This window comes from Rossellomorea sp. RS05 (assembly GCF_039822645.1).
GTDB lineage: Bacteria > Bacillota > Bacilli > Bacillales > Bacillaceae_B > Rossellomorea > Rossellomorea marisflavi_B.
Map to the genome: position 1 here is coordinate 1,072,766 of NZ_JBDKWY010000001.1, position 22,766 is coordinate 1,095,531.

At 48.7% G+C, this 22,766-nt stretch carries 29 protein-coding genes; 4 read left to right on the forward strand and 25 right to left on the reverse strand.

Going from position 1 to position 22,766, the window contains the following annotated elements; genetic code table 11:
• Window positions 1–4 precede the first annotated feature (4 nt).
• Window positions 5–847 carry a DegV family protein gene (locus tag ABJ225_RS05555; RefSeq protein WP_056535923.1) on the reverse strand — a complete coding sequence of 281 codons (843 nt, stop codon included), beginning with the start codon at window positions 845–847 and terminating at the stop codon, window positions 5–7.
• A gap of 189 nt (window positions 848–1,036) precedes the next feature.
• Window positions 1,037–1,282 carry a DUF2535 family protein gene (locus ABJ225_RS05560; protein ID WP_056535920.1) on the reverse strand — a complete coding sequence of 82 codons (246 nt, stop codon included), beginning with the start codon at window positions 1,280–1,282 and terminating at the stop codon, window positions 1,037–1,039.
• Between the two features lie 174 nt (window positions 1,283–1,456).
• Between ABJ225_RS05560 and trhA the strand changes: the two genes are divergently transcribed.
• Window positions 1,457–2,104 (forward strand): PAQR family membrane homeostasis protein TrhA, encoded by a 648-nt coding sequence (gene trhA / locus ABJ225_RS05565; protein ID WP_056538453.1) that lies wholly within the window; start codon window positions 1,457–1,459, stop codon window positions 2,102–2,104.
• A 49-nt stretch (window positions 2,105–2,153) separates the two neighbouring features.
• Here trhA and ABJ225_RS05570 read toward each other — a convergent pair whose 3' ends face one another.
• The 13 genes from ABJ225_RS05570 to ABJ225_RS05630 form a co-directional block, all read right to left on the reverse strand.
• On the reverse strand, window positions 2,154–2,639 hold the full coding sequence (locus ABJ225_RS05570) for a dihydrofolate reductase (protein ID WP_347318915.1): 486 nt from the start codon (window positions 2,637–2,639) through the stop codon (window positions 2,154–2,156).
• Window positions 2,636–3,430: a thymidylate synthase gene (locus ABJ225_RS05575; RefSeq protein WP_056535914.1), complete on the reverse strand. Its 795-nt coding sequence runs from the start codon at window positions 3,428–3,430 to the stop codon at window positions 2,636–2,638. The genes ABJ225_RS05570 and ABJ225_RS05575 overlap by 4 nt, the downstream gene beginning before the upstream one ends.
• Window positions 3,431–3,763: 333 nt before the next feature.
• A complete protein-coding gene (locus tag ABJ225_RS05580; protein WP_218246049.1) occupies window positions 3,764–4,249 on the reverse strand; it encodes an NUDIX hydrolase in 486 nt (161 codons plus the stop codon).
• Between the two features lie 267 nt (window positions 4,250–4,516).
• Window positions 4,517–5,107, reverse strand: a complete 591-nt coding sequence (locus tag ABJ225_RS05585; RefSeq protein WP_218246050.1) for a YpjP family protein — start codon at window positions 5,105–5,107, stop codon at window positions 4,517–4,519.
• 355 nt (window positions 5,108–5,462) lie between these two features.
• Complete coding sequence (locus tag ABJ225_RS05590) at window positions 5,463–6,233, reverse strand: class I SAM-dependent methyltransferase (RefSeq protein ID WP_056538451.1); 771 nt, start codon at window positions 6,231–6,233, stop codon at window positions 5,463–5,465.
• An 82-nt stretch (window positions 6,234–6,315) separates the two neighbouring features.
• A complete protein-coding gene (locus ABJ225_RS05595; protein WP_347318918.1) occupies window positions 6,316–6,747 on the reverse strand; it encodes a BrxA/BrxB family bacilliredoxin in 432 nt (143 codons plus the stop codon).
• 16 nt (window positions 6,748–6,763) lie between these two features.
• The gene (locus ABJ225_RS05600) at window positions 6,764–7,882 is read right to left on the reverse strand and encodes a conserved virulence factor C family protein (protein WP_056535900.1); all 1,119 of its coding nucleotides are present in this window, start codon (window positions 7,880–7,882) and stop codon (window positions 6,764–6,766) included.
• 71 nt (window positions 7,883–7,953) lie between these two features.
• Window positions 7,954–9,831: an ABC-F family ATP-binding cassette domain-containing protein gene (locus ABJ225_RS05605; protein ID WP_056535897.1), complete on the reverse strand. Its 1,878-nt coding sequence runs from the start codon at window positions 9,829–9,831 to the stop codon at window positions 7,954–7,956.
• Window positions 9,828–10,466, reverse strand: coding sequence for an HD domain-containing protein (locus ABJ225_RS05610; protein WP_258523412.1), 639 nt, complete (start codon window positions 10,464–10,466; stop codon window positions 9,828–9,830). The genes ABJ225_RS05605 and ABJ225_RS05610 overlap by 4 nt, the downstream gene beginning before the upstream one ends.
• Window positions 10,467–10,534: 68 nt before the next feature.
• Window positions 10,535–11,380 carry a DegV family protein gene (locus ABJ225_RS05615; protein ID WP_347318921.1) on the reverse strand — a complete coding sequence of 282 codons (846 nt, stop codon included), beginning with the start codon at window positions 11,378–11,380 and terminating at the stop codon, window positions 10,535–10,537.
• Window positions 11,381–11,420: 40 nt separating this feature from the next.
• Entirely contained in the window at window positions 11,421–11,900 is a 480-nt protein-coding gene (locus ABJ225_RS05620; RefSeq protein WP_218246055.1) for a hypothetical protein, read from the reverse strand.
• A 17-nt stretch (window positions 11,901–11,917) separates the two neighbouring features.
• A complete protein-coding gene (locus ABJ225_RS05625) occupies window positions 11,918–13,606 on the reverse strand; it encodes a formate--tetrahydrofolate ligase (RefSeq protein ID WP_056535888.1) in 1,689 nt (562 codons plus the stop codon).
• 53 nt (window positions 13,607–13,659) lie between these two features.
• Window positions 13,660–14,334, reverse strand: coding sequence for a class I SAM-dependent methyltransferase (locus ABJ225_RS05630; protein ID WP_347318923.1), 675 nt, complete (start codon window positions 14,332–14,334; stop codon window positions 13,660–13,662).
• Window positions 14,335–14,474: 140 nt separating this feature from the next.
• Between ABJ225_RS05630 and ABJ225_RS05635 the strand changes: the two genes are divergently transcribed.
• A complete protein-coding gene (locus tag ABJ225_RS05635; protein ID WP_218246056.1) occupies window positions 14,475–14,660 on the forward strand; it encodes a DUF3892 domain-containing protein in 186 nt (61 codons plus the stop codon).
• A gap of 48 nt (window positions 14,661–14,708) precedes the next feature.
• Here the strand turns inward: ABJ225_RS05635 and mntR are convergent, their stop codons facing one another.
• From mntR to ABJ225_RS05660, 5 genes are all read right to left on the reverse strand, one after another.
• Window positions 14,709–15,125 (reverse strand): transcriptional regulator MntR, encoded by a 417-nt coding sequence (gene mntR / locus ABJ225_RS05640; RefSeq protein ID WP_053426793.1) that lies wholly within the window; start codon window positions 15,123–15,125, stop codon window positions 14,709–14,711.
• Window positions 15,126–15,196: 71 nt separating this feature from the next.
• Entirely contained in the window at window positions 15,197–16,072 is an 876-nt protein-coding gene (locus ABJ225_RS05645) for a metal ABC transporter permease (protein WP_218246057.1), read from the reverse strand.
• Window positions 16,069–17,328, reverse strand: a complete 1,260-nt coding sequence (locus tag ABJ225_RS05650) for a metal ABC transporter permease (RefSeq protein WP_218246058.1) — start codon at window positions 17,326–17,328, stop codon at window positions 16,069–16,071. Before ABJ225_RS05650 ends, ABJ225_RS05645 begins: the two co-directional genes overlap by 4 nt.
• A 15-nt stretch (window positions 17,329–17,343) precedes the next feature.
• Window positions 17,344–18,081 carry a metal ABC transporter ATP-binding protein gene (locus ABJ225_RS05655; RefSeq protein WP_079516260.1) on the reverse strand — a complete coding sequence of 246 codons (738 nt, stop codon included), beginning with the start codon at window positions 18,079–18,081 and terminating at the stop codon, window positions 17,344–17,346.
• Window positions 18,082–18,093: 12 nt separating this feature from the next.
• Window positions 18,094–19,017 (reverse strand): metal ABC transporter solute-binding protein, Zn/Mn family, encoded by a 924-nt coding sequence (locus ABJ225_RS05660; RefSeq protein ID WP_347318927.1) that lies wholly within the window; start codon window positions 19,015–19,017, stop codon window positions 18,094–18,096.
• 343 nt (window positions 19,018–19,360) lie between these two features.
• Between ABJ225_RS05660 and cspD the strand changes: the two genes are divergently transcribed.
• Window positions 19,361–19,561, forward strand: coding sequence for a cold-shock protein CspD (gene cspD / locus ABJ225_RS05665; protein WP_048005834.1), 201 nt, complete (start codon window positions 19,361–19,363; stop codon window positions 19,559–19,561).
• Between the two features lie 56 nt (window positions 19,562–19,617).
• Here cspD and ABJ225_RS05670 read toward each other — a convergent pair whose 3' ends face one another.
• Window positions 19,618–19,794, reverse strand: coding sequence for a zinc-finger domain-containing protein (locus ABJ225_RS05670; RefSeq protein ID WP_079516262.1), 177 nt, complete (start codon window positions 19,792–19,794; stop codon window positions 19,618–19,620).
• Window positions 19,795–19,859: 65 nt separating this feature from the next.
• On the reverse strand, window positions 19,860–20,510 hold the full coding sequence (locus ABJ225_RS05675; RefSeq protein ID WP_251404815.1) for a reverse transcriptase-like protein: 651 nt from the start codon (window positions 20,508–20,510) through the stop codon (window positions 19,860–19,862).
• Between the two features lie 79 nt (window positions 20,511–20,589).
• On the opposite strand from ABJ225_RS05675, the gene ABJ225_RS05680 reads away from it, so the two are divergent.
• Window positions 20,590–20,976: a reverse transcriptase-like protein gene (locus ABJ225_RS05680; protein WP_079516264.1), complete on the forward strand. Its 387-nt coding sequence runs from the start codon at window positions 20,590–20,592 to the stop codon at window positions 20,974–20,976.
• A 33-nt stretch (window positions 20,977–21,009) separates the two neighbouring features.
• Here ABJ225_RS05680 and ABJ225_RS05685 read toward each other — a convergent pair whose 3' ends face one another.
• From ABJ225_RS05685 to ABJ225_RS05695, 3 genes are read right to left on the reverse strand one after another with little or no spacing between them, the layout of a single operon-like run.
• Entirely contained in the window at window positions 21,010–21,276 is a 267-nt protein-coding gene (locus tag ABJ225_RS05685; protein WP_079516265.1) for a DUF6123 family protein, read from the reverse strand.
• Window positions 21,277–21,300: 24 nt separating this feature from the next.
• Window positions 21,301–21,771, reverse strand: a complete 471-nt coding sequence (locus tag ABJ225_RS05690; RefSeq protein ID WP_056535859.1) for a divergent PAP2 family protein — start codon at window positions 21,769–21,771, stop codon at window positions 21,301–21,303.
• A 48-nt stretch (window positions 21,772–21,819) separates the two neighbouring features.
• Window positions 21,820–22,722: a 5'-3' exonuclease gene (locus tag ABJ225_RS05695; RefSeq protein ID WP_347318931.1), complete on the reverse strand. Its 903-nt coding sequence runs from the start codon at window positions 22,720–22,722 to the stop codon at window positions 21,820–21,822.
• Between the last annotated feature and the right edge of the window lie 44 nt (window positions 22,723–22,766).

Consider the following 22,766-nt stretch of genomic DNA (forward strand, 5'->3'; position numbering starts at 1 on the left):
TTGATCAATCCGTATAATACGTGAAGCCGATTGCCCCGATCCCCGTATGGGTGCTGATGATCGGTGTGGTGTGACCGATATCGAACTGATCGTATCCGGTCTTTTCGGCGATTTTTGTTTTAAGGTTCTGGGCAAGGGCCAGTCCGTCCGCATGACAAAGCCCTACGCCTTTTATGGTTTTGCCTTTCACATCTTCCATGAATTGCTGCACAAGGAATTTCACGACCTGGGTGTGGCTCCTGACTTTTGCCACGGGAGTGTACTCTCCACCTGCAAGGGAAGCAATCGGCTTGATGTTCAGCAAGGAGCCGATCATGGCTTTTCCTTTTCCGATACGTCCTCCTTTGACGAGATTTTCGAGCGTATCCACTACCACATAAAGCTGTGTCTTTTCACGGATTTCTGTAATGGCCTTGAGGATTTCCTCCACGCCCTTACCTTCCCTGGCGAGTTTCGCCGCCTCGATCACCTGAAAACCGAGACCCCTTGAAATGAACCGGGAATCGACAACCGTGACATCTGTATCGGTGATCTCAGCCGCGGATTCCGCAGAACGGACTGTACCGCTCATGCCACCCGTCATATGGATGGAAATCACTTTCGATCCATCTTTGCCCAGTTCGTCATACAGTTCTGCGAACACCCCTGCTGAAGGCTGTGAACTTTTTGGTAGTTCATCCGAGGCTTTCATCTTTTCCAGGAACATTTCAGGTGAAAGGTCCACTCTATCTAAATACGTTTCCCCTTCGATGGAGATCGAAAGTGGAACCACATGTATTTCCAAATCCTTGATTATATCTTCCGATAAGTCTGCTGTTGAATCCGTTACAATTTTGATTTTCTCCATGTTAGCCACATCCTATCTTCCTTATCCCTCTCATTATAGCGTGCTTTGTTTGATATTTAAATAGATGAAAAGGATTTCACCGTTTCTCCACAAAACGTGATTCCGGGGGTAGCGTCTTGAACCATCTGCCCACAAACGAATAAAGCGCCGCCGCAAAGCTCTATGGCTTAGCAGTGGCACTCCATCCGGTCAAGCATTGTTCTTCAGTTCTTCTGATTGATAAATCTTTTCAAATTCCGACCATTTCAACGTTCTCTTCAAGTATTCCCTGAAACTGTAGGTCCCAGGTCCCTGCTTATGCAGCCCGCCCAGATAAAGGCGCAGCCTCATATTTACAGTGAACCAGTGGGGATGGTCATTTTTCATGACCGGGATCCCGTGGACTTTAATCTTCTGTCCATACTTTGTTTTGAACTCAATGGTTTTTGTCAGCAAAGTATCAATCCTCTTTTATGCCCGTTTGTACTTCTATTATACCTCAATTCCCACTGCAAAATATGTCAAAACCTACACTGGTAAAAAATTTATATCCCCATCCCTTTAATGTGATAAAGTTTGCATTCCCTCCCTAAGAGATTTATCATGGAGAGACAATCTCATTCAGAAAGGATGTTTAGATTGACCTATGATTTCGATTTTTCAAACTGGAAGGAAGAGATAGCCAATGCTATCACCCATGGAATCGGCTTGATCTTGAGTATCCCGGCACTCATCATGCTCGTCCTCTTCGCCGTGGATAAAGGCTCGGCCTGGCACGTGGTCAGTTTCTCCATTTTCGGCGCATCCATGATCCTGCTTTATCTCTTCTCCACGCTCCTTCATAGCTTCAAACCTTCCAAGGCAAAGAATGTCTTCGCCGTCCTGGACCATTCAGCCATCTATGTGCTCATCGCCGGCACCTATACGCCACTTATGCTCGTGAGTGTGAGAAGTGCCCTTGGCTGGACATTATTCGGTATTGTATGGGGGCTTGCCATCGTTGGCATCATCTTCAAGTGTTACTTCGTGGATCGTTTTCAAATCGTATCGACCCTCTTTTACCTTGTCATGGGATGGCTCGTGCTTGCAGCAATCAAGCCCCTTTACGAAAGTCTGACTCCTGCGGGATTCGATTTGCTGCTTACCGGCGGTATCCTCTATTCTGTCGGAGCCATATTCTATGTATGGAAGAAGATCCCTTACAATCATGCCATTTGGCATCTTTTCGTACTGGCAGGCAGCAGCTTCATGTACTTCTGCATCCTTTTTTACGTATAAGATCACAGCAAAAAAGCAGTCAGCCTTCATCTGGAGGCTGACTGCTTTTTCATTTACGCAAGAATGTCTTGAACTCATAATCATAAGGATTCTTATCGTTTTTCAACCCTTTTTCCGTCGATACAAGGGTGAAGTCATCCCAAGGGACTTCCGACATATGGGTGTCACCTTCGAATGCGTGGTGGATCGTGGTCACATAGAGTTTATCCGCATGGGGCAGGAACTGTTCGTACACATTGCTTCCACCGATAATGAACGTCTCTCCCTGCTGTTTTTCAGCAAATGCCAGGACTTCTTCCACGTGATGGAAGACCGTGCATTCATCATGAGAGAAAGAAGCATTCCTCGTCAGAATTACATTCTCCCTCTCCGGAAGCGGCTTGCCGAAAGACTCGAATGTTTTCCTCCCCATCACAACCGGATGACCCAGTGTGGTGCGCTTGAAGAATTTCAGATCTTCCGGCAGGCGCCATGGCAGGGCATTGTCCTTGCCGATCAAACCGTTCTTATCCATTGCCCAAATAAATGAAATCATACAGACACGACTCCTTTGATATGGGGATGGGGATCATAGCCGCTCAACGTGAAGTCTTCAAAGCGGAATCCGAATATATCCTTCACATCTGGATTGATCTCTAGTTTCGGAAGCGGACGTGGATCCCTTGTCAGCTGCAGGTTCACCTGTTCCACATGGTTCTGATAGATGTGAACATCCCCGAATGTATGTACGAATTCACCCGGCTCCAGATCGCATACCTGTGCCACCATCATGGTAAGGAGAGCATACGAAGCGATGTTGAACGGGACACCGAGGAAAACATCGGCAGAACGCTGGTAGAGCTGACAAGACAGCTTACCTTCCGACACGTAGAATTGGAACAAGCAGTGACAAGGCGGGAGGGCCATGGAATCTACATCGGCAACGTTCCAAGCACTGACGATCATTCTCCTGGAGTCTGGATTATTTTTAATGGTGGTGATGAGATTTTTGATCTGGTCGATCGTTTCTCCGTCTTTTCCAGGCCATGATCTCCACTGATGACCATAAACAGGTCCCAACTCGCCGTTTTCATCGGCCCACTCATTCCAGATCCTTACCCCGTTATCCTGTAGATATTTCACATTCGTATCCCCATTTAAAAACCAGAGAAGTTCATGGATGATGGATTTGACATGAAGTTTCTTCGTTGTAACGAGGGGGAAACCTTCCTGAAGATCGAACCTCATCTGGTATCCGAAGGTACTGATCGTACCCGTCCCAGTCCTGTCCCCTTTTTCCGTACCATGATCAAGTACATGTTTGCATAAATCTAAATATTGTTTCATCTGTCATCACCTTCATATCTTATTGATTGGCCGTCATCTTCTATCGGTCCATAGGGTGCAAAAGACCATTCTACCAGAAAGAGCCCGATTATCATATGATGACGGTAAACGGTATCCATATCCATAGTGTACATGATTGCTACTTTCCTCACAATGATACGGAGATTTTGGAATATAGCGTGGATGGATAAAAGCTTTAAAATCCAGAATGGCCGGTTGATTCCAATTGTATGGCGCCTTAAGGTAAAAGCCAACTAGAGTATAGGGGATCCCCTATCCCTGTTGGCAGGTTTATGTCCTCTCGTCTGGAACCTTCGATTGGAAGCCCCCGCCTTATATGCTTCTCTTGGATTTCACTTCAAACTCCGGCTTGGTCACGTAGTCCATATACTGGACACTTCCCTCAAAATTCAAATAAGCCTGATAGCGTGTACGAAGGGCAGGGGCAGATATCATGTTCAACACGTCTTCTTTACGGACCCAGCGGACATCTGATGTTTCAACCGAAGTGTTGAATTCACCACCAACGGGTTCACAAACAAAATCAAACATCACTTTTGTCGGTACAATCTTCACTCCGCTATGTCCTTCGTACGTGGCTGTGTTGGAAAAAACCCCTACCAGATGGGAAACTGTCACATCCATTCCACTTTCTTCTTTAACCTCTCTGATCACCCCATCGATCAGGTTTTCCCCGACCTCTATTTGTCCTCCTGGAAATACCCAGTGCCCGTCCCGTCGGGTTTTGACTAATAAAATCTCATCTTTCTCATTTGTAACAAACCCTCCTGCTGCCACAATATGTACCGGCATTTGCATACGAATCTCCTCCAACATAGTTTTAGTAAACCCACTTCCCTTAGAAGGAAATCGGGCGAGTGAGACATGGTGATAACATACTAAGCTGTCAGCCCCTGATCACTGTAATAGTTCGACTTTATTGAACAGGAGGATGCCTTCATACTTCTCCTGCTTCCAATCGTAGAAGCCTTGGTTCTTCATGCAAGAATGTACCTGGGTTCCAATAGGACTCATTTTATACTCCATATAAAAAAGCGCGACCATTGTGCATCGCGCATCTTCCTATCAGGAAAGGCTCCTCCACTGCGGAGGCATATTCTTGTTCCAATAGATGCTTCCAAGATCATGATGGGCCATGAATTGATCATGTGCCGTATGATAGTGGAAGTTGAAATAATATCCGTCTTTTGGCGGGTGATCCTTCCTTACATGAAACCGGATAACGTCTTTTCCGGTACGGCTGTCGTAAATGTGAAAGATTTTCTCCGTCTTGACGTATTCCGGCACCTCTGAAATGACAAGTGAGCTCAAGTCTTCATCAGGAAAATCAGTAGCGGTCCTTGCAATGGCTTTTTCAAGATTCGGAAGCACGACCGATCTGAATTCATCTTCGATCACAGGTTTGATTTTCGTACCAAATTTTTCATATGAATGAAGTTCAGCCTGAGCCATGATGGTATCCAGGAAGTCCTCCCTTGAAAGCATCCCTTCTTCTTCCGCCGGGTCTTCCGTACTTGATTCGAAGGTGGATGATTTCCCGTTACCCTTTGCTAGGGCATGATTGTCCTCATTCAGGAATGGCTGGGTCGGGGAAACCAGACCGAATGTCAGGATGGATAATAGGATGAAAAACGATTTTTTGATCCAGATCGACATAGGGAACGTCCTTTCTTTTTTTGGTAGCGTATATCGTTGTTGGAATCGTCATGTGATGTTTCATTGGATAAACCTGCCCATAGCATGTACGGGTCAAAGCTTTATTATCTATCATTATACTATCTTTTCTGAAAAAGTGGTGAAAAAGCTTTCATTTTCCGAGGATAACCTGCTTGCGATGTGGTAGTATAGGATTAGAAGTATGTGTAAAGGAGAGAAAAAGATGGATACTGGCTTGATGATCAGCATTGGTTTCTTGCTATTGTTAGGGTATTTTTGTGTTTTGGCTGTCACCGATTGAGTAATAAAGGGACCTGGAAGCGGATGCTTCCAGGTCCCTTTATTTTCACACCCATCAAAGATCGATGGTGCCATAGTGGAATTTCGAGGAAGGTCTGATCAAAACCTTGAAGTCATGTTCCCCGAATAAAGTAGAACGGAAATGTTCCTTAAGGAGGACCCTCTCTTTCGCCACCCGTTTTGCTTCTTCTATCGTTTCACCGGTGAGCCGTTCATAGTGGGCCCAGCTCCGGATCGGATTGATACCATGGGAATCGGTCAAGCCTTCTTCAAACATGGGATCGAAGTAGACAACGTCGAAGGAGTCATCGGGCAGTTCCTTCAAGAGGGACTGTGACAGACCATTGATCACTTTGAGCCTCTTCATGGCATCATTGAGCTCAGGTAGTGGGGATACCCACTCTTTCAGTCCACGTTTTAGGATGTGGGCCACATACGGATTGGCTTCGATTCCCGTTACAGATCCGGTCCTGCCGACCACCGCGCTTGCGATGATGCTATCGGATGCGAGGCCCAATGTGCAGTCGAGCATGGTCATTCCCTTTTTCAATCCGGCTGCTTCAATGAACGGATCGGATTCTCCCCTCAGGACTCTCTTGATCCGGAATGAAGCTGAGTTCGGATGGAAGAAGAAGGGCTGCTCCCCCCTTCGATGCAGCTCATCCCGCTCTTTCCCCAGGACCAGGCAGTCTGCCTGATGGTGGTCCATATAATTGGCGATGGACCTTTTCTTCCGTTCAATATAGGGAATCTGAAACTTCCCTGCAAAGGCTTTAGCTCTCAATTTGACGGATTCATCGGCCCTGCCAGAAGTTGTAACAAACATCTCTTCCATTTGGATTCACCTGTTTTCCTGATAAAGTCTATACATAAAAAAGGACGGATGGCCATACGCCATCCGCTGCCTATTAACAGTGCTGCTCGAAAGCACCCGTCAAGTTGGAGATGATGCTTCCGATATCATGGTCTTCAATTTCTTCACGTGGGATGAAATGGACGACTTCCTTTCCTTTCAGGAGTGCCATGGAAGGAGAGGAAGGCTCATAGCCATTGAAGTACTCACGCATCTTCATCGTGGCTTCTTTGTCCTGCCCTGCGAATACCGTGACCAGATGATCCGGGGCCTTATCGTTCAATACCGATTGCGTCGCAGCGGGACGGGCAAGTCCTGCTGCACACCCGCAAACCGAGTTCACGACAACCAAGGTCGTACCTTCTGCTCCATCCATAAAGGTTTTTACTTCCTCTTCATCCTTCAATTCTTTGAATCCTGCTCCAGTGAGCTCTTGTCTCATAGGCTGTACAAGCTGTCTCATATATTCTTCATATGCCATTGACATAATGTCATCATCCTTTCTAATCTTTTTTTGAACGGGCTTCAGTCATTTGCTTCCAAACGGATCCTTTGGCTTCTTCTCCACCTTCAATCCTTTCGATGGCCATCTTCACCTGTAGTCGCACTTCGAACTCTGGATCATCCTCTGCAGCCTTCAATCCCTCGAGTGCGCTCTCATCGCCAACCTCATAGAGATACATGGCGGCACGCCAGCGGACCAGCTTGCTCTTGTCTTTCAAGGCATCTATCATGACCGGAATCGCCTGTGTGAATCCAAGATCCGAAAGACAGTCACCTGCTGTACGCCTGACGGACACAGAGGAGTCCTCCAACCCTTTATATAAGAGGGGAAGGACTTTTTCATCCTCGATCATCCCTGCATAGACGACCGCCAGCCTCCGGATAGACACTTTTTCATCGTTCAGTGCCTTTTCCAGGAGGGGAAGGTCGTCAAGTGTAGGATCTTCCATGGCATCGAGCCGTTGATAGCGGATTTGCCAATCGTCTTCTTCCAAATCTGAAAGAGAAAGTTTAAGCTTCTTCCTCGGCTCAGGAATCGTGGTCCGATCAGCCTGCTCAACCAAGTCCTTCAAACGTCTTTGAGGGAAGGCTGCCTGAAGTTCATCCACAACCTGGGCACCAATTTCCTCCAAGTCTCCGTACCGGACACCGTAGTCTTTCCATTTCCGGAGCAAGACGACGTTGTCCCCTTCTTTTTGAGCCTCACCGATGGCCTCGATATAAGCTGCTGGAAGAGAGAATCGTTTTTCAACTTCCCCGTCGGTCAGTTTGACCTGCATCGGGATTCCTTTGAACATCTGTACGGCCACATTTACCTCTCCGAAATGTTCTTCCATCTGTCCTGTTTCCGATTGGGATCCCTCTTCACCAAAAGCCTGTCTTACTTCTGACAGAAGGGCCTGCCAGTCGAATTTGGCATTACGCTCGACTGCAAGAAAATCCGCGACATGATAGACCCCTTTGATCCCTTCTATTGAAAGGATGCTTTTAATGATGGCAGGTGCCCCGTCTGCTTGATCTTTTTTATAATTATTACTCCGGCCGGCCTTCAATTCTTCGTCGAGAAGAACCTTCATTGTATTCGGACTCGGAGTCGGTTCGATCGAGAGTATCCTCATTGCACGCTCCCCTTTCTCAAGATCTTTCACTCATTTTATCATAACGTGTGCTTTCGTCTAAATGATCGGCCCTACTCGGCGAATTCGGACAGATAGCTCCACCGTTCAATCAGGTGTTCCAGCTGTTCGTTGAGCTTGGCACTCTCGTCCATAAGCTGCTGGGCTTTCGTGAAATCACTGCCGATCCCCTGCAGTTCCACATTGACCTGTTCGATTCTTGATTCGATGTCCGCCATCTTGTCTTCCAGCTCATCCCATTCCCTCTTCTCCATATAGGACAGGCGTTTTTTTTCTTTCTGGACTGCCTGGGGAGCTGCTTCCTTCTTGATGGTCTGGGGTTTGACGGCTGCCTGCTGAGATCGTTCCAGGTACTCGGTATATTCCCCTAAATAGGAATCGATGCTGCCCTGTCCGTTGAAGATCAGGAGCTCTCTTGCCGTCTTGTCAAGGAAATAACGATCATGTGATACGGTGATGACCACTCCGGTAAATTCATGGATATAATCTTCTAGGACCGTCAATGTTTCCGTATCAAGGTCATTCGTCGGCTCATCCAGAAGCAGGACATTGGGTTTCCCCATAAGGAGTCTCAAAAGGAACAATCTCCTCTTCTCTCCACCGGAAAGCTTCCGTATCAGGGTCCCATGGGTGCTCATCGGGAACAGGAACCGCTCGAGCATGGATGTGACAGAAATCTGTTCACCCTTATCGGTGGTCACGTACTCCCCAGCTTCCCTTAGATATTCGATCATCCTCATGTTTTCATCAAGTTCTTCATGTTCTTGGGTATAATAAGCAACCTTTACGGTCTGACCCGTAATGAGTTCGCCGGAGGTCAGTTCCTCGCGTCCGGCAAGGATATTCAAGAGCGTGGACTTGCCACTGCCGTTCTTCCCGACAATCCCGATCCGGTCCTTCGGTTTGATGAGCCGATTGTATCCATCTAGGATGACATTCCCTTGGAAAGTCTTCACGGCATCCTTCAACTCGAATACCTGCTTCCCGAGTCGATCACCTCCGATGGAAACCTCCATCTCCGAACTTCTCCCACCTGATCCTTTCGCATCCTCCAGCTCATCAAAGCGCTGGATGCGTGCTTTTTGCTTGGTGGAACGGGCCTTCGCCCCCCTCCTCATCCAGGCAAGTTCACGGCGATAGAGGTTGTTCTGCTTGATCGACTGTTGACGTTCATTTTCTTCACGGACGGCCTTCGCTTCGATGAAGTCTGCATAGTTCCCCTTATAATGGAACAGCTTCCCCCCATCCAGTTCAAAGATGCGATTTGTGACCGCATCAAGGAAGTAGCGGTCATGGGTGACCAATAGGACCGATCCATTGTATTTGCCCAGGTAATCTTCCAGCCATTTGATGGACTGATAGTCGAGATGGTTCGTCGGCTCGTCCAAAATGAGAAGATCCGGTGTCTCGATAAGTACACCGGCAAGTGCGACACGCTTCTTCTGTCCTCCCGATAATTCACCCATACGCTTTGAGAATTCGGTGATGCCAAGCTTGGTCAGGATCGCTTTCGCCTCTGCACTCGCTTCCCACGCATTCAGTGTGTCCATCTCTTTCTGCGCGTTCATGAATTCAGATTGGACCCCTTCATCTTCGTAGCCGCTTTCCATCCGTAGGAGTGCCGATTCGTATCTCCTCATGGCCTTCATCACAGCGGCTTCCCCTTTAAAGATCTGCTGCAGGACCGACAGATCCGGATCGAAGGATGGATCTTGAGGAAGATATGCGATCCTGTAATCATTCGGCTTCATGATTTCGCCAGAATCGCCTTCTTCTATACCGGCAATCAGTTTGAGCAAACTGGACTTACCCGTTCCATTGACGCCGATGAGGCCGACGCGCTCCCTTTCTGCAATGGAGAAGGAGATCTCATTGAAGATCGTCTTCTCCCCATATGTTTTCGACAGGTGTTCCCCTGTAATCATTCTCATTGTGGACCATTCCATTCTATAGTGAATTGCCTGATGAAGTCTTTCATGACTGCATGGCGCTCTTCTGCGAGGCGTTTTCCCGTCGGTGTCAGCATTCGGTCTTTCAACTTGAACAGTTTTTCATGGAAATGATTGATGCTTGTGGAAGGACCATTCCTATATTCATCGTTCGTCATCTGCTCCCTGACGGGAAGGTCGGGAAGATGGATCGGTTGGCCTTTCCATCCGCCATAGGCGAAAACCCTTGAAATGCCGATCGCACCCATGGCGTCGAGACGGTCTGCATCCCTGAGTACCATTGCTTCAGGTAATACCGGATCATCGACGCTACCGCCTTTGAACCCCATGGCGTGTATCACTTCCCGGATCGTCTCCAAGGTTACTGTTGTAACAGGCAATTGACGGAGACACTCCTCAAGCTTCCTAGTTCCTTCACCCGGTGTCGGATTGAGCTTTTCGTCGGCTACGTCGTGGAGGATCGCCGCCCACTCTATGACGTCTCGATCTCCCATATGGTCTTCCTCTGCTATGTATAAAGCGAGCCTTCTCACGCGCTCCAGATGATGCCAGTCATGACCACCAGGGTCGAGACCATACGTCCGGCGCATCTCTTCCATCAGTTCAAGCTTATTCAAACCCCTCACACCTTTCACCCCATTGTACCAATTTCCCTTCCCCATTTGAAGAAAAAGGAGCGGAAGGCTCAAGCCTTACCGCTCCCATTTTCCTCGTACCAGCTGATCCCAAGTGTATCCGAGCCCGCATGGATCCCGATCACGGCAGCAAGGGGATAGGGAGAGAAGTGAATCTTGGGAAATTCACCCTTCAGTTCCTCCATCCACTTGTTGGCTTCCTCCCTGTTCAATCCATACAGAATGAACGCCTCCCTAACCTTGGCAGCGGAGAGCCGTTGTTTCATAAGGGCAAGGCCCTTACGGTGATTCCTTACCCGCTGGTCGACGGAGAGTTTCCCGTCACGGATGGTAAGGAGCGGTTTGATGTGAAGCATGCTCCCAAGAAAAAAACTGAGCCCGCTCATTCTTCCGCTCCTATGAAGCTGTTCAAGACTTCCCACCATCACAAACGTCCTTGACTGTGCGGCCCTTTCTTCAAGGCGCGTTTTGATCTCTTCATGCGAGACCCCCTCCCGGTCAAGGGCCTGCCCATAACGGATCAGGTCCGTCAGGGGATAGGAAAGGATCTTGGAATCCACGCAATAGATGGCTGGGAAAACCTCTTTCATCATGTCCGCCGCCTGGACAGCCGAAGCATACGTGCCGCTGAAGTGGGAGGAAACATGTACGGAGAAGATGACATCATGATCTTTTGCCAATTTCTCATACAAAGAGACAAATGTACCGATGGACGGCTGGGACGTCTTACCGGCCACCCGTTCCTCCTCAAGCTTCTCGTATAACCCTTCCAGCGTCAGGTCGACTCCATCCAAATATTCACGATCCCCGAAGCTGATATGCATGGGAACCACATGTATATCTTCCATTCCATTCCCCACAAATGCTGTACTGTCTGTCACCCAGGCCACTTTCATCTGGACGACCCCCTTTTTCCCTACTATATGTGAATTCCTCTTATTTCAGAAGAGATTCGATGGAATGAGCCACCATTTCAATCACATCATCGACCATTTCCTCTGTGATGACCCTGAAGAATGCGAGGATGCCTTCCACCCGGGTTTCCCCATGTGATGAAGAGATGGTGAGCCATTCCCATGAAGTTCCCTGACCCCAAAACTCTTCCAGTGCTTTACGGGACGACAGGAGGGAATCATCTCCCAGGTAGGTGAACGCTATAACGGCACCTGCACGATTCCCCCTTGCAAAACCATTCCGTTCCGCCAAGAAGTGACCGGCATCGGCCTTCAGTTCTAGACGGACAGACGCTCCCTGTGTTCCTTTTAATCGGTATTGTATCTGATACTTCCTCTCATAGTGGGCGAAATCGAAGAGATCCTTGCGATCAACGATGTCGATTTCCCCACCGAGATCGAAGTCATAGACGGCACCTTCCAGTACCACCTTCAAATTATCAAAAGCCGTAGGGTCGAACATCTCTCCCCCTCCTCTCGTTAAAACAGGCCGATGGCCCTGCCATCCGAAGCCACGTCCATTTGATTGGCTGCAGGTGATTTCGGCAGGCCTGGCATGGTCATGACATCACCGGTCAGTGCGACGATGAATCCAGCACCGATCTTTGGCTTCAATTCCCTGATCGTAATTCTGAATCCCGATGGGCGGCCCAGTTTAACAGGGTCATCAGACAGTGAGTATTGGGTCTTCGCCATGCATACAGGAAGGCCACCCCATCCTTCTGATTCGAATTGCTCGATCTGTTTAAATGCCTTCGGGGAAAAGTCGACTCCCTCGGCACCATAGACCGTCATGGCAATTTTTTCGATCTTTTCGGAAATTGAATCGGTCAGCTCGTAGATTGGCTTCAAGACTTTTTTGTTCATCTCGATTTCTGATAGGACTTTCTCGGCAAGCTCCAGTCCCCCTTCGCCGCCGTTGGCCCAAACATCGGTAAGGGCAACAGACACACCACGGTCTTCACACCACTTCTTCAACAGGGTGATTTCTGTTTCACTATCGGTGATGAACCGGTTGATGGCCACTACATAAGGTACCTCGAATGCCTCGAGGGTTTCCATATGCTTCTCAAGATTGGCCAGACCCACTTCTAGTGCCTGTGTATTTTCCGTTGCCAGTTCCATCTTATTGACCCCTCCGTGCATCTTCAGGGCGCGTATGGTGGCCACCAATACAACGGCGGAAGGGGCAATGCCTGCCGCCCTGCTCTTGATATTCAGGAACTTCTCGGCACCGAGATCCGCTCCGAAGCCCGATTCCGTCACAACATAGTCGCCGAGCTTCATGGCTGTACGCGTGGCCATGACACTATTGCACCCATGGGCGATATTGGCGAAAGGACCGCCATGCACCAGCGCAGGAGTGTGTTCGATGGTCTGTACGAGATTTGGTTTAAGGGCATCCTTCAACAGGAGGGTAAGAGCACCCTCTACCCCAAGGTCTCTGACGTAGACGGGCTTACGGTCATATCCATAGGCGATGACCATGCCGGCAAGCCTGTCCTTCAGTTCATCCAGGCTGTTTGACAGGCACAGGACGGCCATGATTTCGGAAGCCACCGTGATATCAAAACCTTCTTCACGCGGTACACCTTGAACTGCTCCTCCGAGACCGATGACCGTATGCCGCAGGGCCCGGTCATTCATATCAAGCGCACGCTTCCATACAATTCTCCGTGGGTCGATCCCTAGCTCGTTTCCCTGATGGATATGATTATCGAGGAGTGCGGCAAGGGCATTATTGGCAGATGTGATGGCATGGATGTCACCGGTGAAATGTAGATTGATGTCTTCCATCGGGACGACCTGAGCATATCCACCTCCAGCTGCCCCGCCTTTGATCCCCATCGTGGGGCCGAGTGAAGGCTCCCTCATGGCGATGATGGACTGTTTCCCCAGACGGGTCAGGGCATCCCCAAGTCCTACTGTCACCGTGGATTTCCCCTCACCCGCAGGGGTCGGATTGATGGATGTGACCAAAATCACCTTTCCTTCAGACGCCCCCTTGCGTTTTTCAATCGCATCAAAGGTGATTTTGCCTTTGAACCTGCCGTATAGCTCGACTTCATCCTCTGCAAGACCGATGGATGAAGCGATGTCCAGGATCGGATGCAGCTCGGCTTCCTGTGCAATGGTAATATCAGATTTCACTTGTTTCGTTGTTGTCATATATGTGTCACCTACTCATGAAAGATAGAATCATTCCATTATTCTATCATGATTCAGCCGGGTGATGTAAACATGAACAGCGTCATGAATGAGAGTGCCTGCTTCAGCTCATGATCAAGTCCTGTGATAGCGTCCCCTTTCACACCTTTCTTGAATACCCATTCTTCATCCACAGCCTCCCATCCAAGCTCAGTTGAAAGTTTCACGAGCTCCCATGGCATCATCGTATTGCACACCGCTTTCCCGCCTGTCAATCGGGGAAAGGCATTCTCCCTCGGATGTGCCGTCGGACCGAGCAGTCCGATGACGATATACCCCCCAGGGATCACTACCCGTTCAACCTCTTTAAGTGCCTCTAGTGGATCCTCCAGCCACTCGATGGAATTGATGGCCATCACACCATTGAATGCATGATCACGGAAGGGCATGGATGTCAGATCACCCTGAACGAAACGAAGATCATCCCCTTCGTATCGCTTCGCAAGATCGATCATATTGTTTGAAAAATCCATTCCTGTCACTTCGTAGCCCGCTTGCCGCAACAGATGGGAACCGGCCCCGTCACCACAGCCGAGGTCCCCTATGTGAGAAGCTTTCGGAACATGCTTCTCCACAAAAGGCAAAATCTGTTTCCTACTGCCCGTCAGCCACATCTCTTCGCTTCTGGAATGCCAGTTTCCCGCATTTCCCTCCCATTTTTCCTGTGCTGTTTTTCCCCATTCTTCCATAATGATCCTTCCTTTCACTGTTTCTCTCCCCTTCATTCGTGAGAAAAGGGTTAAAAACCTCCCTATGGGAAGCAAGTTATGAATCTGGCGCTTTCAGTCCATACTAACATACGAACCTTTATGAAACAGGAGGAATCCCCATGGAACAGATCGTCGCAGTACAGCGGAATGAAGCAGGTGGGATTATCAACTTCGAGACCTCATCCGGTCGCATCATTTCATACAGGAAGGCCGTCATGGAGGCGAATGAAGGCACACTCCAGTTCCCACCCGACGGTGACGCAGAATCGGATGACCAGTTCGATCAGTATCCTTCCATCTTTTAATTCCATCAAAAAAAGGAAGGACTGAATCTCAATCAGCCCTTCCTTTACTTATTCACTTCGATTTTGTATGAAGCGGAGCTCTTCCACCCGCTTTTTGTCTTCTTCAAAATACTGTACAAGGTCTCCGATCCGGTCGATGGAATCCCAGCTGAGGTGATGTTCGATCCCCTCCACGTCTTCATAGATATGTTCATCCTTCACGCCGATGACGGTCAGGAATTGCTCCAGCAGTTCATGTCTATACACTAAACGTTTTCCAACTTTATTCCCTTTGGGAGTCAGAACGAGCCCACGGTATTTCTCATAAACGAGGTAGTCATCCTTATCTAGCTTCTGCACCATTTTGGTTACTGAGGAGGGATGGACGGACAATGCCTCTGCAATATCCGATACTCTTGCGTATCCTTTATTCTCAATCAGCAAATAAATTTGTTCTATATAATCTTCCATGCTTGGTGTAGGCATTCTGTACCCTCCAAATTCCCTTCAATATCATTAAAAGTTTACTATAAGAATTGGATGAATACAACCCGAGCTTATCCTCTCCCAGATCTCAAAACGGAAAATCGTGCAATCAGCCCATGACGGGGTGATAGGATCCAAGTCAGAAGGAAAACCAATCCGGCGACAACTGCCATGCTTCCTGATATGGAAACATCCAACCATTTGGCTGCATAGTAACCGGCGATACTATCGAATACACCGATGATTACACTCAACAAAATCATCTTCAGGTAGCGGTCGGTCCATAAATAGGCCGTGGCCCCAGGTGCGATGAGCATGGCCACCACCAGGATCGCCCCCACGCTGTCAAATGCCGATACGGTCGTAACGGAAACAAGGGTCATCATGACGTAGTGCAGCAGAAGGACGGGAAAACCCATGGCTGCCGCCATACCCGGGTCAAATGATGTGAGTTTGAACTCCTTGAAAAGCAGAAGGACCACGACAAGATCGAGGAGCAGTACGGCTGTAAGCATCACCACCGATTTAGGAACCTCACCAAACATGGGGAGGGTCAATGTATCCCATGGGATGAACGCAATCTCACCCATGAGGGCATGCTCCACGTCCAGATGGACGTTCTGTGCGAACAAAGAAATCAGGATGACGCCGATCGCGAAGAGGGTCGTGAACACCACACCGATCGAAGCATCCTCTTGTATGCCCTTTGCATTCAGCACCTGTATCAAGTAGGTAGTGAACAGACCGGCAGCGGCTGCCCCCACGAGCATGATGCCGCCGTTCAAAGACTGACTGATCAAAAAGGCAAGCACTAAGCCGAGGAGAACCGTGTGGCTGATTGCGTCGGCAAGCATCGCCATCTTCCTCAGGATGAGAAAACACCCCATCATTCCACAGGTCCCCCCGACCAAAGCCCCTGTAAGCAGGATCCAAAACTCATATGTCATTGTCCTCTTACTCCTTTCAGCATGTAGGGATGGCGGTTGTATACGTCTTTTCTTTCTTGGATCAACACCATAAGGTTCTCGTCGGAGGGCGTCTGCCCCGCAGCTTCTTCCAACCAACCTTCATCATATGCTGCCATTTCGGCAGGATACATCTCCTTCAGTTCACGGAGTTCATCCGCGTAAAGGATGTGGGTAGCTTGGAGACGCCCTTGTTCTGTCAGTACGATCTCACCCCCATCACTGTACAGCCATCCGGAATGCATGCAATGGTGGATCGCCTCACTCATTTTACGCTCATTCGTGCCCAGGCGCACGTGCATCTCTGAAATCCCACAACCCCCGCCTAGACTTGCTTTCAGCAGGCTCCGCCTGAGGAGTATTCTATCATTCCTTCTCCGTTCCATTCCCTTTGAAATCATGCCCTTTGAAGGAGCAAACAAAATGGATATAACAAAGATCGCACTCGCCGTCAGTACGATGAACGGACCTGTGGAAAGCCCTTTTCCCATGGCACTGATGATGGTACCTACGACACCGGATACACCCCCGAAAACACCAGCGATTGCGACCATCCGATGCAGGGAATCCGTCCAGTAGCGAGCAGAGATGGCAGGTGTAATCAATAATGCCGCCATCAGGATCACACCCACCGCCTGGATGCCGACGATGACAGTGATGACGAGGAGCGACAAGAACAAGAAGTTCAGGCGCTGTACCGGCAGTCCGACCCCTTTGGCAAACTGGGCATCGAACGTAATCAGCTTGAACTCTTTGAAAAGGACGGTGATCACCAGGATCAAGACGAAGGCCGTCCCCCCCATCAACCAGACATCCTTGCCCACCAAGGAGGCTGCCTGACCGAAGATGAAGTGATCAAGACCACTTTGATTCCCGCTCGGCATCTGGGCCACCTTGGTTAAGAGGACGATCCCCAGGCCGAAAAAGACAGAAAGGAAGAGACAAATGGCCGTATCTTCCTTGATCTTGGACGTACGTGTGACAGCCTGGATCAAGTAGGCCGCAATCAGTCCCGTGACAGCAGCTCCCACCAATAGTCCAAAAAAGTCCTTCTCACCCATGATCATGAAGGCAAGACATATGCCCGGTAGCGCACTATGGGCTACGGCATCACCGATAAGGCTTTGTTTCCTCAGGAGTGCGAAACTCCCCATCACCCCGCTTGCGATCCCGAGCAAAAGGGTGCTCAGGAGGACCCACTGGGTATTGCCATCCTTTAAGATGCTTAACCATTCCATTCCGCACTTCCTCCTTCACAGGCTCCCGATCTTATCCAAAAAGGCTAGCTTTCCGCCGTACGTACTTCTTAAATTCTCCGTGGTAAAGACTTCTTCTGTCGGTCCGCATGCAATCACCCTGCGATTGAGCAAAAGGGTCCAGTCAAAATAGTCGGTAACCGTCTGAAGATCATGATGGACCACGAGGACCGTCTTGCCCTGATCCTTCAGTTCGGTCAACAGGGCGATGATGGATTTCTCCGTTGCAGCATCGACTCCTGCAAAAGGTTCATCCATAAAATAGACTTCGGTATCCTGGGCAAGTGCCCGGGCTAGGAAGACTCTTTGCTGCTGTCCGCCGGAAAGCTGGCTTATCTGTCTTCCAGCAAACCCCTCCATGCCTACTTGCTTCAGGCAATCCAGGGCCATTACAGTATCCTTTTTGGAAGGAAGGCGGAACCAACCGGTGTGTCGGTATCTTCCCATGCGGACGACATCAAGGGCATCCGTCGGAAAGTCCCAATCCACCGTTCCCCTCTGTGGTACGTATCCTACTTTGTTGGACTTGGGGGAATACGGTTCACCCAGGACACTCACCTCTCCGGTGGAGCGCTGGACGAGACCTAGTATCGCTTTCATCAATGTTGTCTTACCCGCCCCGTTTGGTCCCAATATCCCGATGATCACTCCCTTCGGCAGTTCGAATGTTACATCGGACAAAACCGGCTTCCGGTGGTAGGCCACCGTCAGACCATGCACGTTTATCGAAGTCATCTTCTCATCCCCCTATTTCAATGCTTTCACGATTGTATCGACATTATGTTTATACATCCCTACATAGGTTCCTGTTTCCGTGCCCTCTTTTCCCATGGCATCGGAGTACAGCTCACCGCCGAGGTCGATGTCTTTCCCCTTTTTCCTTACGCCCTCCATCACGGCTGTGATTGATTTCTCTGAAATGCTTGATTCGACGAAAACGGCCTTGATCTCCCTTTCCGCAAGAGTCTCAACAAGCCCCTGGACGTCCCCCAATCCGTATTCGGCATCCGTACTCAAGCCCTGAAGTCCCATTACTTCCATGTCATACGCATCACCGAAATAGTGGAAAGCATCATGCGCCGTCACCAGGACGCGCTGCTCAGGAGGGATCGAGCCTATTTTCTCTTCAGCATATTTCTTCAATTCATCCAGCCTGTCGTAGTAGGCTTCTGTATTTTTTCTGTATTCCTGCTCATGGGCGGGATCCTCCTTGATCAATCCATCCCTTACCTCACCAACAGCAATCTTCCAGAGCTCGATATCGAACCATACATGCGGATCCACAGCCGCATCATTGGCCTCATCTGCACGAAGGCGTTCTTTTGGAATGCTTTCGGAAATCGCATAAGCGGGCTTCGATTCGTTCACCTTCTGAAGTACTTCGAGCATCTTCCCTTCAAGATGAAGTCCGCTATAGAAGATAAGGTCTGCTTCTTGAAGCTTTCCGATATCAGACTGCTTCGCTTTGTAGAGATGGGGATCGACTCCAGGTCCCATCAGCGTTTGTACCTCCACACGGTCTCCACCGATCTCCTTGACGGCATCCCCGATCTGCCCGATCGTCGCCGTCACCCTCACCTTCCCGCTCTCTTTTGTCCCACTCTCCTGAGCGCAGCCACCCATCATGAAGACAACTGCCATCACCGTGGCGATCATGAATCTCCCTTTCATTCGACCATTCCTCCCTTTCTCTCCACTTACCCTATTCAATACTTTTACTCTTTGCCACTATTTTTGCTCAAGTTTATTTATTTTAACTTTAACTATAAAAGTTTCCTTAGTGCAAATTTTAAGGTGTGACCATCCTGTTGTCAATCCTGTTTTCTTAATGATTTGTAAAATTTACTCAAAAAGCCCCTCCTGATGTTGACTCGAAAAACGTCATATTGTATAGTAAAGACATCATTGAAGTGAACGATTAGTAGGCGCTTGCAAAAGCGGGAATATCAACATTTCGTGATAAATATTTCCCATGGCACTCAACGTGCTTGAACGACTTAGGAGGATTTAGATTATGCAAAATGGTAAAGTAAAATGGTTCAACAACGAAAAAGGTTTCGGTTTCATCGAAGTTGAAGGTGGAGACGACGTATTCGTACACTTCTCTGCTATTCAAGGTGACGGCTTCAAGTCTCTTGAAGAAGGTCAAGACGTTTCTTTCGATATCGTTGAAGGAAATCGCGGACCACAAGCAGCAAACGTTGTAAAATTATAATTCATAACCACCCATAAATAAAAAAGGCATCGATCCTCCGGATCGATGCCTTTTTCTTATCCCAATCTTTCTCCGTAGCGTCGGATTTCCCTTCCTACGGTACATTCTTCTATGCAAAAACGGTGGGCATGGGTTTTGCCGTACTCCTTGCGGAAATGAGCCTTCAAAAGGCAACCCTTGCAATAAGCATCCGACAGCTCATCCACCTTATCGATCAATTCTTTACGCTCCACTTTCCGGTTTCACCTCCGGGTTCCATGTTCATGATCTTTTATAGGATATAATGATCGGTGCTTCTTTATTCCAGACTTTTGTGGCTTTCCACCCTTGTTCCTTCAAGTGCCTGGTTGGCAAGCTTATCAGCTTCTTTATTATCTTTCCGGCCGATCACGTGCAGGGAAGTTTTGATCCTAATCTTTTTGATGAGGGTTTCGGTCCTCTCCAGCCATTTTGCCAGACCGGCTTCATAGCAGGGCCACTCTCCACCAAGCTGATTCAATACTACCTGAGAGTCTCCGTAAATAGCGCAAGGCTGGTTTTTGACCCCCAATTCTTGAAGGATCGATAGGGCATAATGAAGCGCTGCGTATTCTGCTTCATTGTTGTTTTCAAGTGAATCCAGCAGATCATTCCGCCGGATCCGGAAACCCTCACCGCCCTTTTCGTAATAAATGACGATGCCGATTCCCGTCATGGAAGATTCCTTATCGAAGCCCCCGTCAAAGTAAAGCCGGATGTTTTCCGGCTCCTTTTCCAATTCTTCGTTGAGCTTGATGAATTCTTTCCTCGTCCAGGATGATCCCATCTCGTCGATGATTTCAAGGTCAAGCACCCTTCCCGTCTTCATGAGATCATCCACATGGATGAGGGTTTCCTTCCTCGGGAAAGGACTGGATTCGAACTCTATCGATGATTTTGTTTTCGTCTTATACGTAAATCGGATGCGCATATCCACGTTTCAACACTCCTTGGTTAGGTGATTGACTCCGTCCCGGCCCTGATATAAGGTAGGGAGGAGGTGAATGCATATGATTGAGGTAAACATCGATGGTGCGAGCGCAGGCAACCCCGGGCCGAGCGGTGCCGGTATCTTCATTAAAGAAAATGGGAAGATCACCACTTTTTCTTTACCCCTCGGCACGATGGATAACCACTCGGCCGAGTTCACCGCCTGCCTGAAAGCGCTCGAGTATTGTACAGGTGAAAAGCCGGACATCGTATGGCTTCGCAGTGATTCACAAGCCGTGATCCAGGCGATTGAAAAACGCTTTGTCCGTCATTCAGAATACAAACCGATCCTTGCAGCCATCCTTGAAGAAATCGATAAGCTGGATCTCTTCTTCTGCAAATGGATTCCAAGCAAAGAAAATAAGGCAGCCGATGAGCTCGCACGAAAAGCCATCCATTTGAACTAAAAGAAAAAGGAAGCCACTCGGCCTTCCTTTTTCTTATGCAAGTCCCTGGGCATCCATCCACTTCAGCGCTTCCTTCCTGGAAGAAATCCTCTGCGTATGGAGCCTTTCAAGTATGGACATATAAAAGCTGCTGTCAAAAGCCTTCTGGGCCTTCAGGGTGATTTCGATGGCGCTGTTGACAACTTCATCAGGTGCACCGGTATATTGTTTACCGAAGTATATGAAACCGATGGCATCTTCTTGAAATTTAAATCCCCTGCTTTCCAGATCAATTAAAAATTCCTCTGTTGTTTTTTTCACGTTTCCCCTCACCCTACTGAAGCGTTATCTGCTTTTACGATTTCCCCAGGTCCTATGGGAGATCAGCCCTGTGATCACTCCAAGGACCGCACCGCCTACCACTTCTTCCGGACGATGCCCGAGCATCTCCTTCAGGCGTTTCGGCTGCTTTTCTTCAAATGGGACCCCTTCTTGTTCATTTGCTTTCTGGACCAGGTCATTCAAGCTGTTCACCTTTAAAGTGAGTTCACCCGTCTGTCTCCTGATTCCTTGGGCATCATACATGACGATGATGCCAAAAATGAATGCCAGGGCAAAATCCATCGTCCTGAAACCTCTCTTCAGGGCAATAAAAGTGGCAAGAGATGCGACCCCGGCACTATGGGAGCTCGGCATCCCGCCGGTCTGGAAGAACAACCCGCCCTTCCATTTGCCTGATTTCACGTAATGCAGCGGAATTTTGAGTCCCTGTGCCATGATGATGCTAACTAATGCTGTGAGTATTCCCTTATTCATGCCCATCCCCTCCTATTAGGATAGTGTGCCCTGAAGGAGGGTTTCCTTTCATCCGGAGACAGGGAGCATGACATTGGAACCGAGGAGATACCGTCTGAGCACCTTCAGCTCCATTTCCTCCACTACATCAAGATGTTCCGAGGATACTTGGTTCCACACACACTCTGAAAGCTTCACATCCAGGGGAACCTGACAGTGAATTTCAGCCAGCTTCCTTGAGAGATGGAGCATATCAAGGTCGGCTTCGATTTTTTTCTTTTGGGAAGGCGTCAAGGAAGACAGGTTTTGAAGAATGCCCTCGATATCCCCATGCTCCTGAATGAGTTTCATGGCTGTCTTTTCCCCGATTCCCTTGACTCCAGGATACCCGTCACTCGTGTCACCCATGAGGGCCTTTACATCGATGAATTGTTCGGGTGTGATGCCTTTTTCTTCTACAAACCCGTTCTTCGTATACGTTTTATAGTTGCCGAACCCTTTTTGTAGAAGCATGATTTCAATGCCCTCATCGAGTAGTTGCAGGAGGTCCTGATCACCGCTGACAACCGAAACTTTCCGCTCACCCTTGTACTCCTTTGCAAGGGTCCCGATGCAGTCATCTGCTTCATAACCTGAAACACCTACATTTGACAAGTTGAATCGACCTGCAACCTCTTTGGCTAGATCAAACTGGGGAATGAGCTCCACCGGCGGGGCATTCCGATTCGATTTATAGTCTTGATACACTTCATTCCTGAACGTTTTGCTCCCCATGTCCCAACAGATGATGATATGCGTTGGATCCGCGTGCTCTGCTGCCATGAAGAGATGCTTCATGAATCCCTGGACTCCGTTTGTCGGCAGTCCTTGTAAATTCACCATGAACTGACCGCTGACGGCCGTTGCAAAAAAGGAACGGAATAAAAGCGCCATTCCGTCCACAAGTAATATATGCTCTTGTCTTGATTCCAAACTGAACACCACTTTTCATCAAATTCGATGATTACAGTATACCA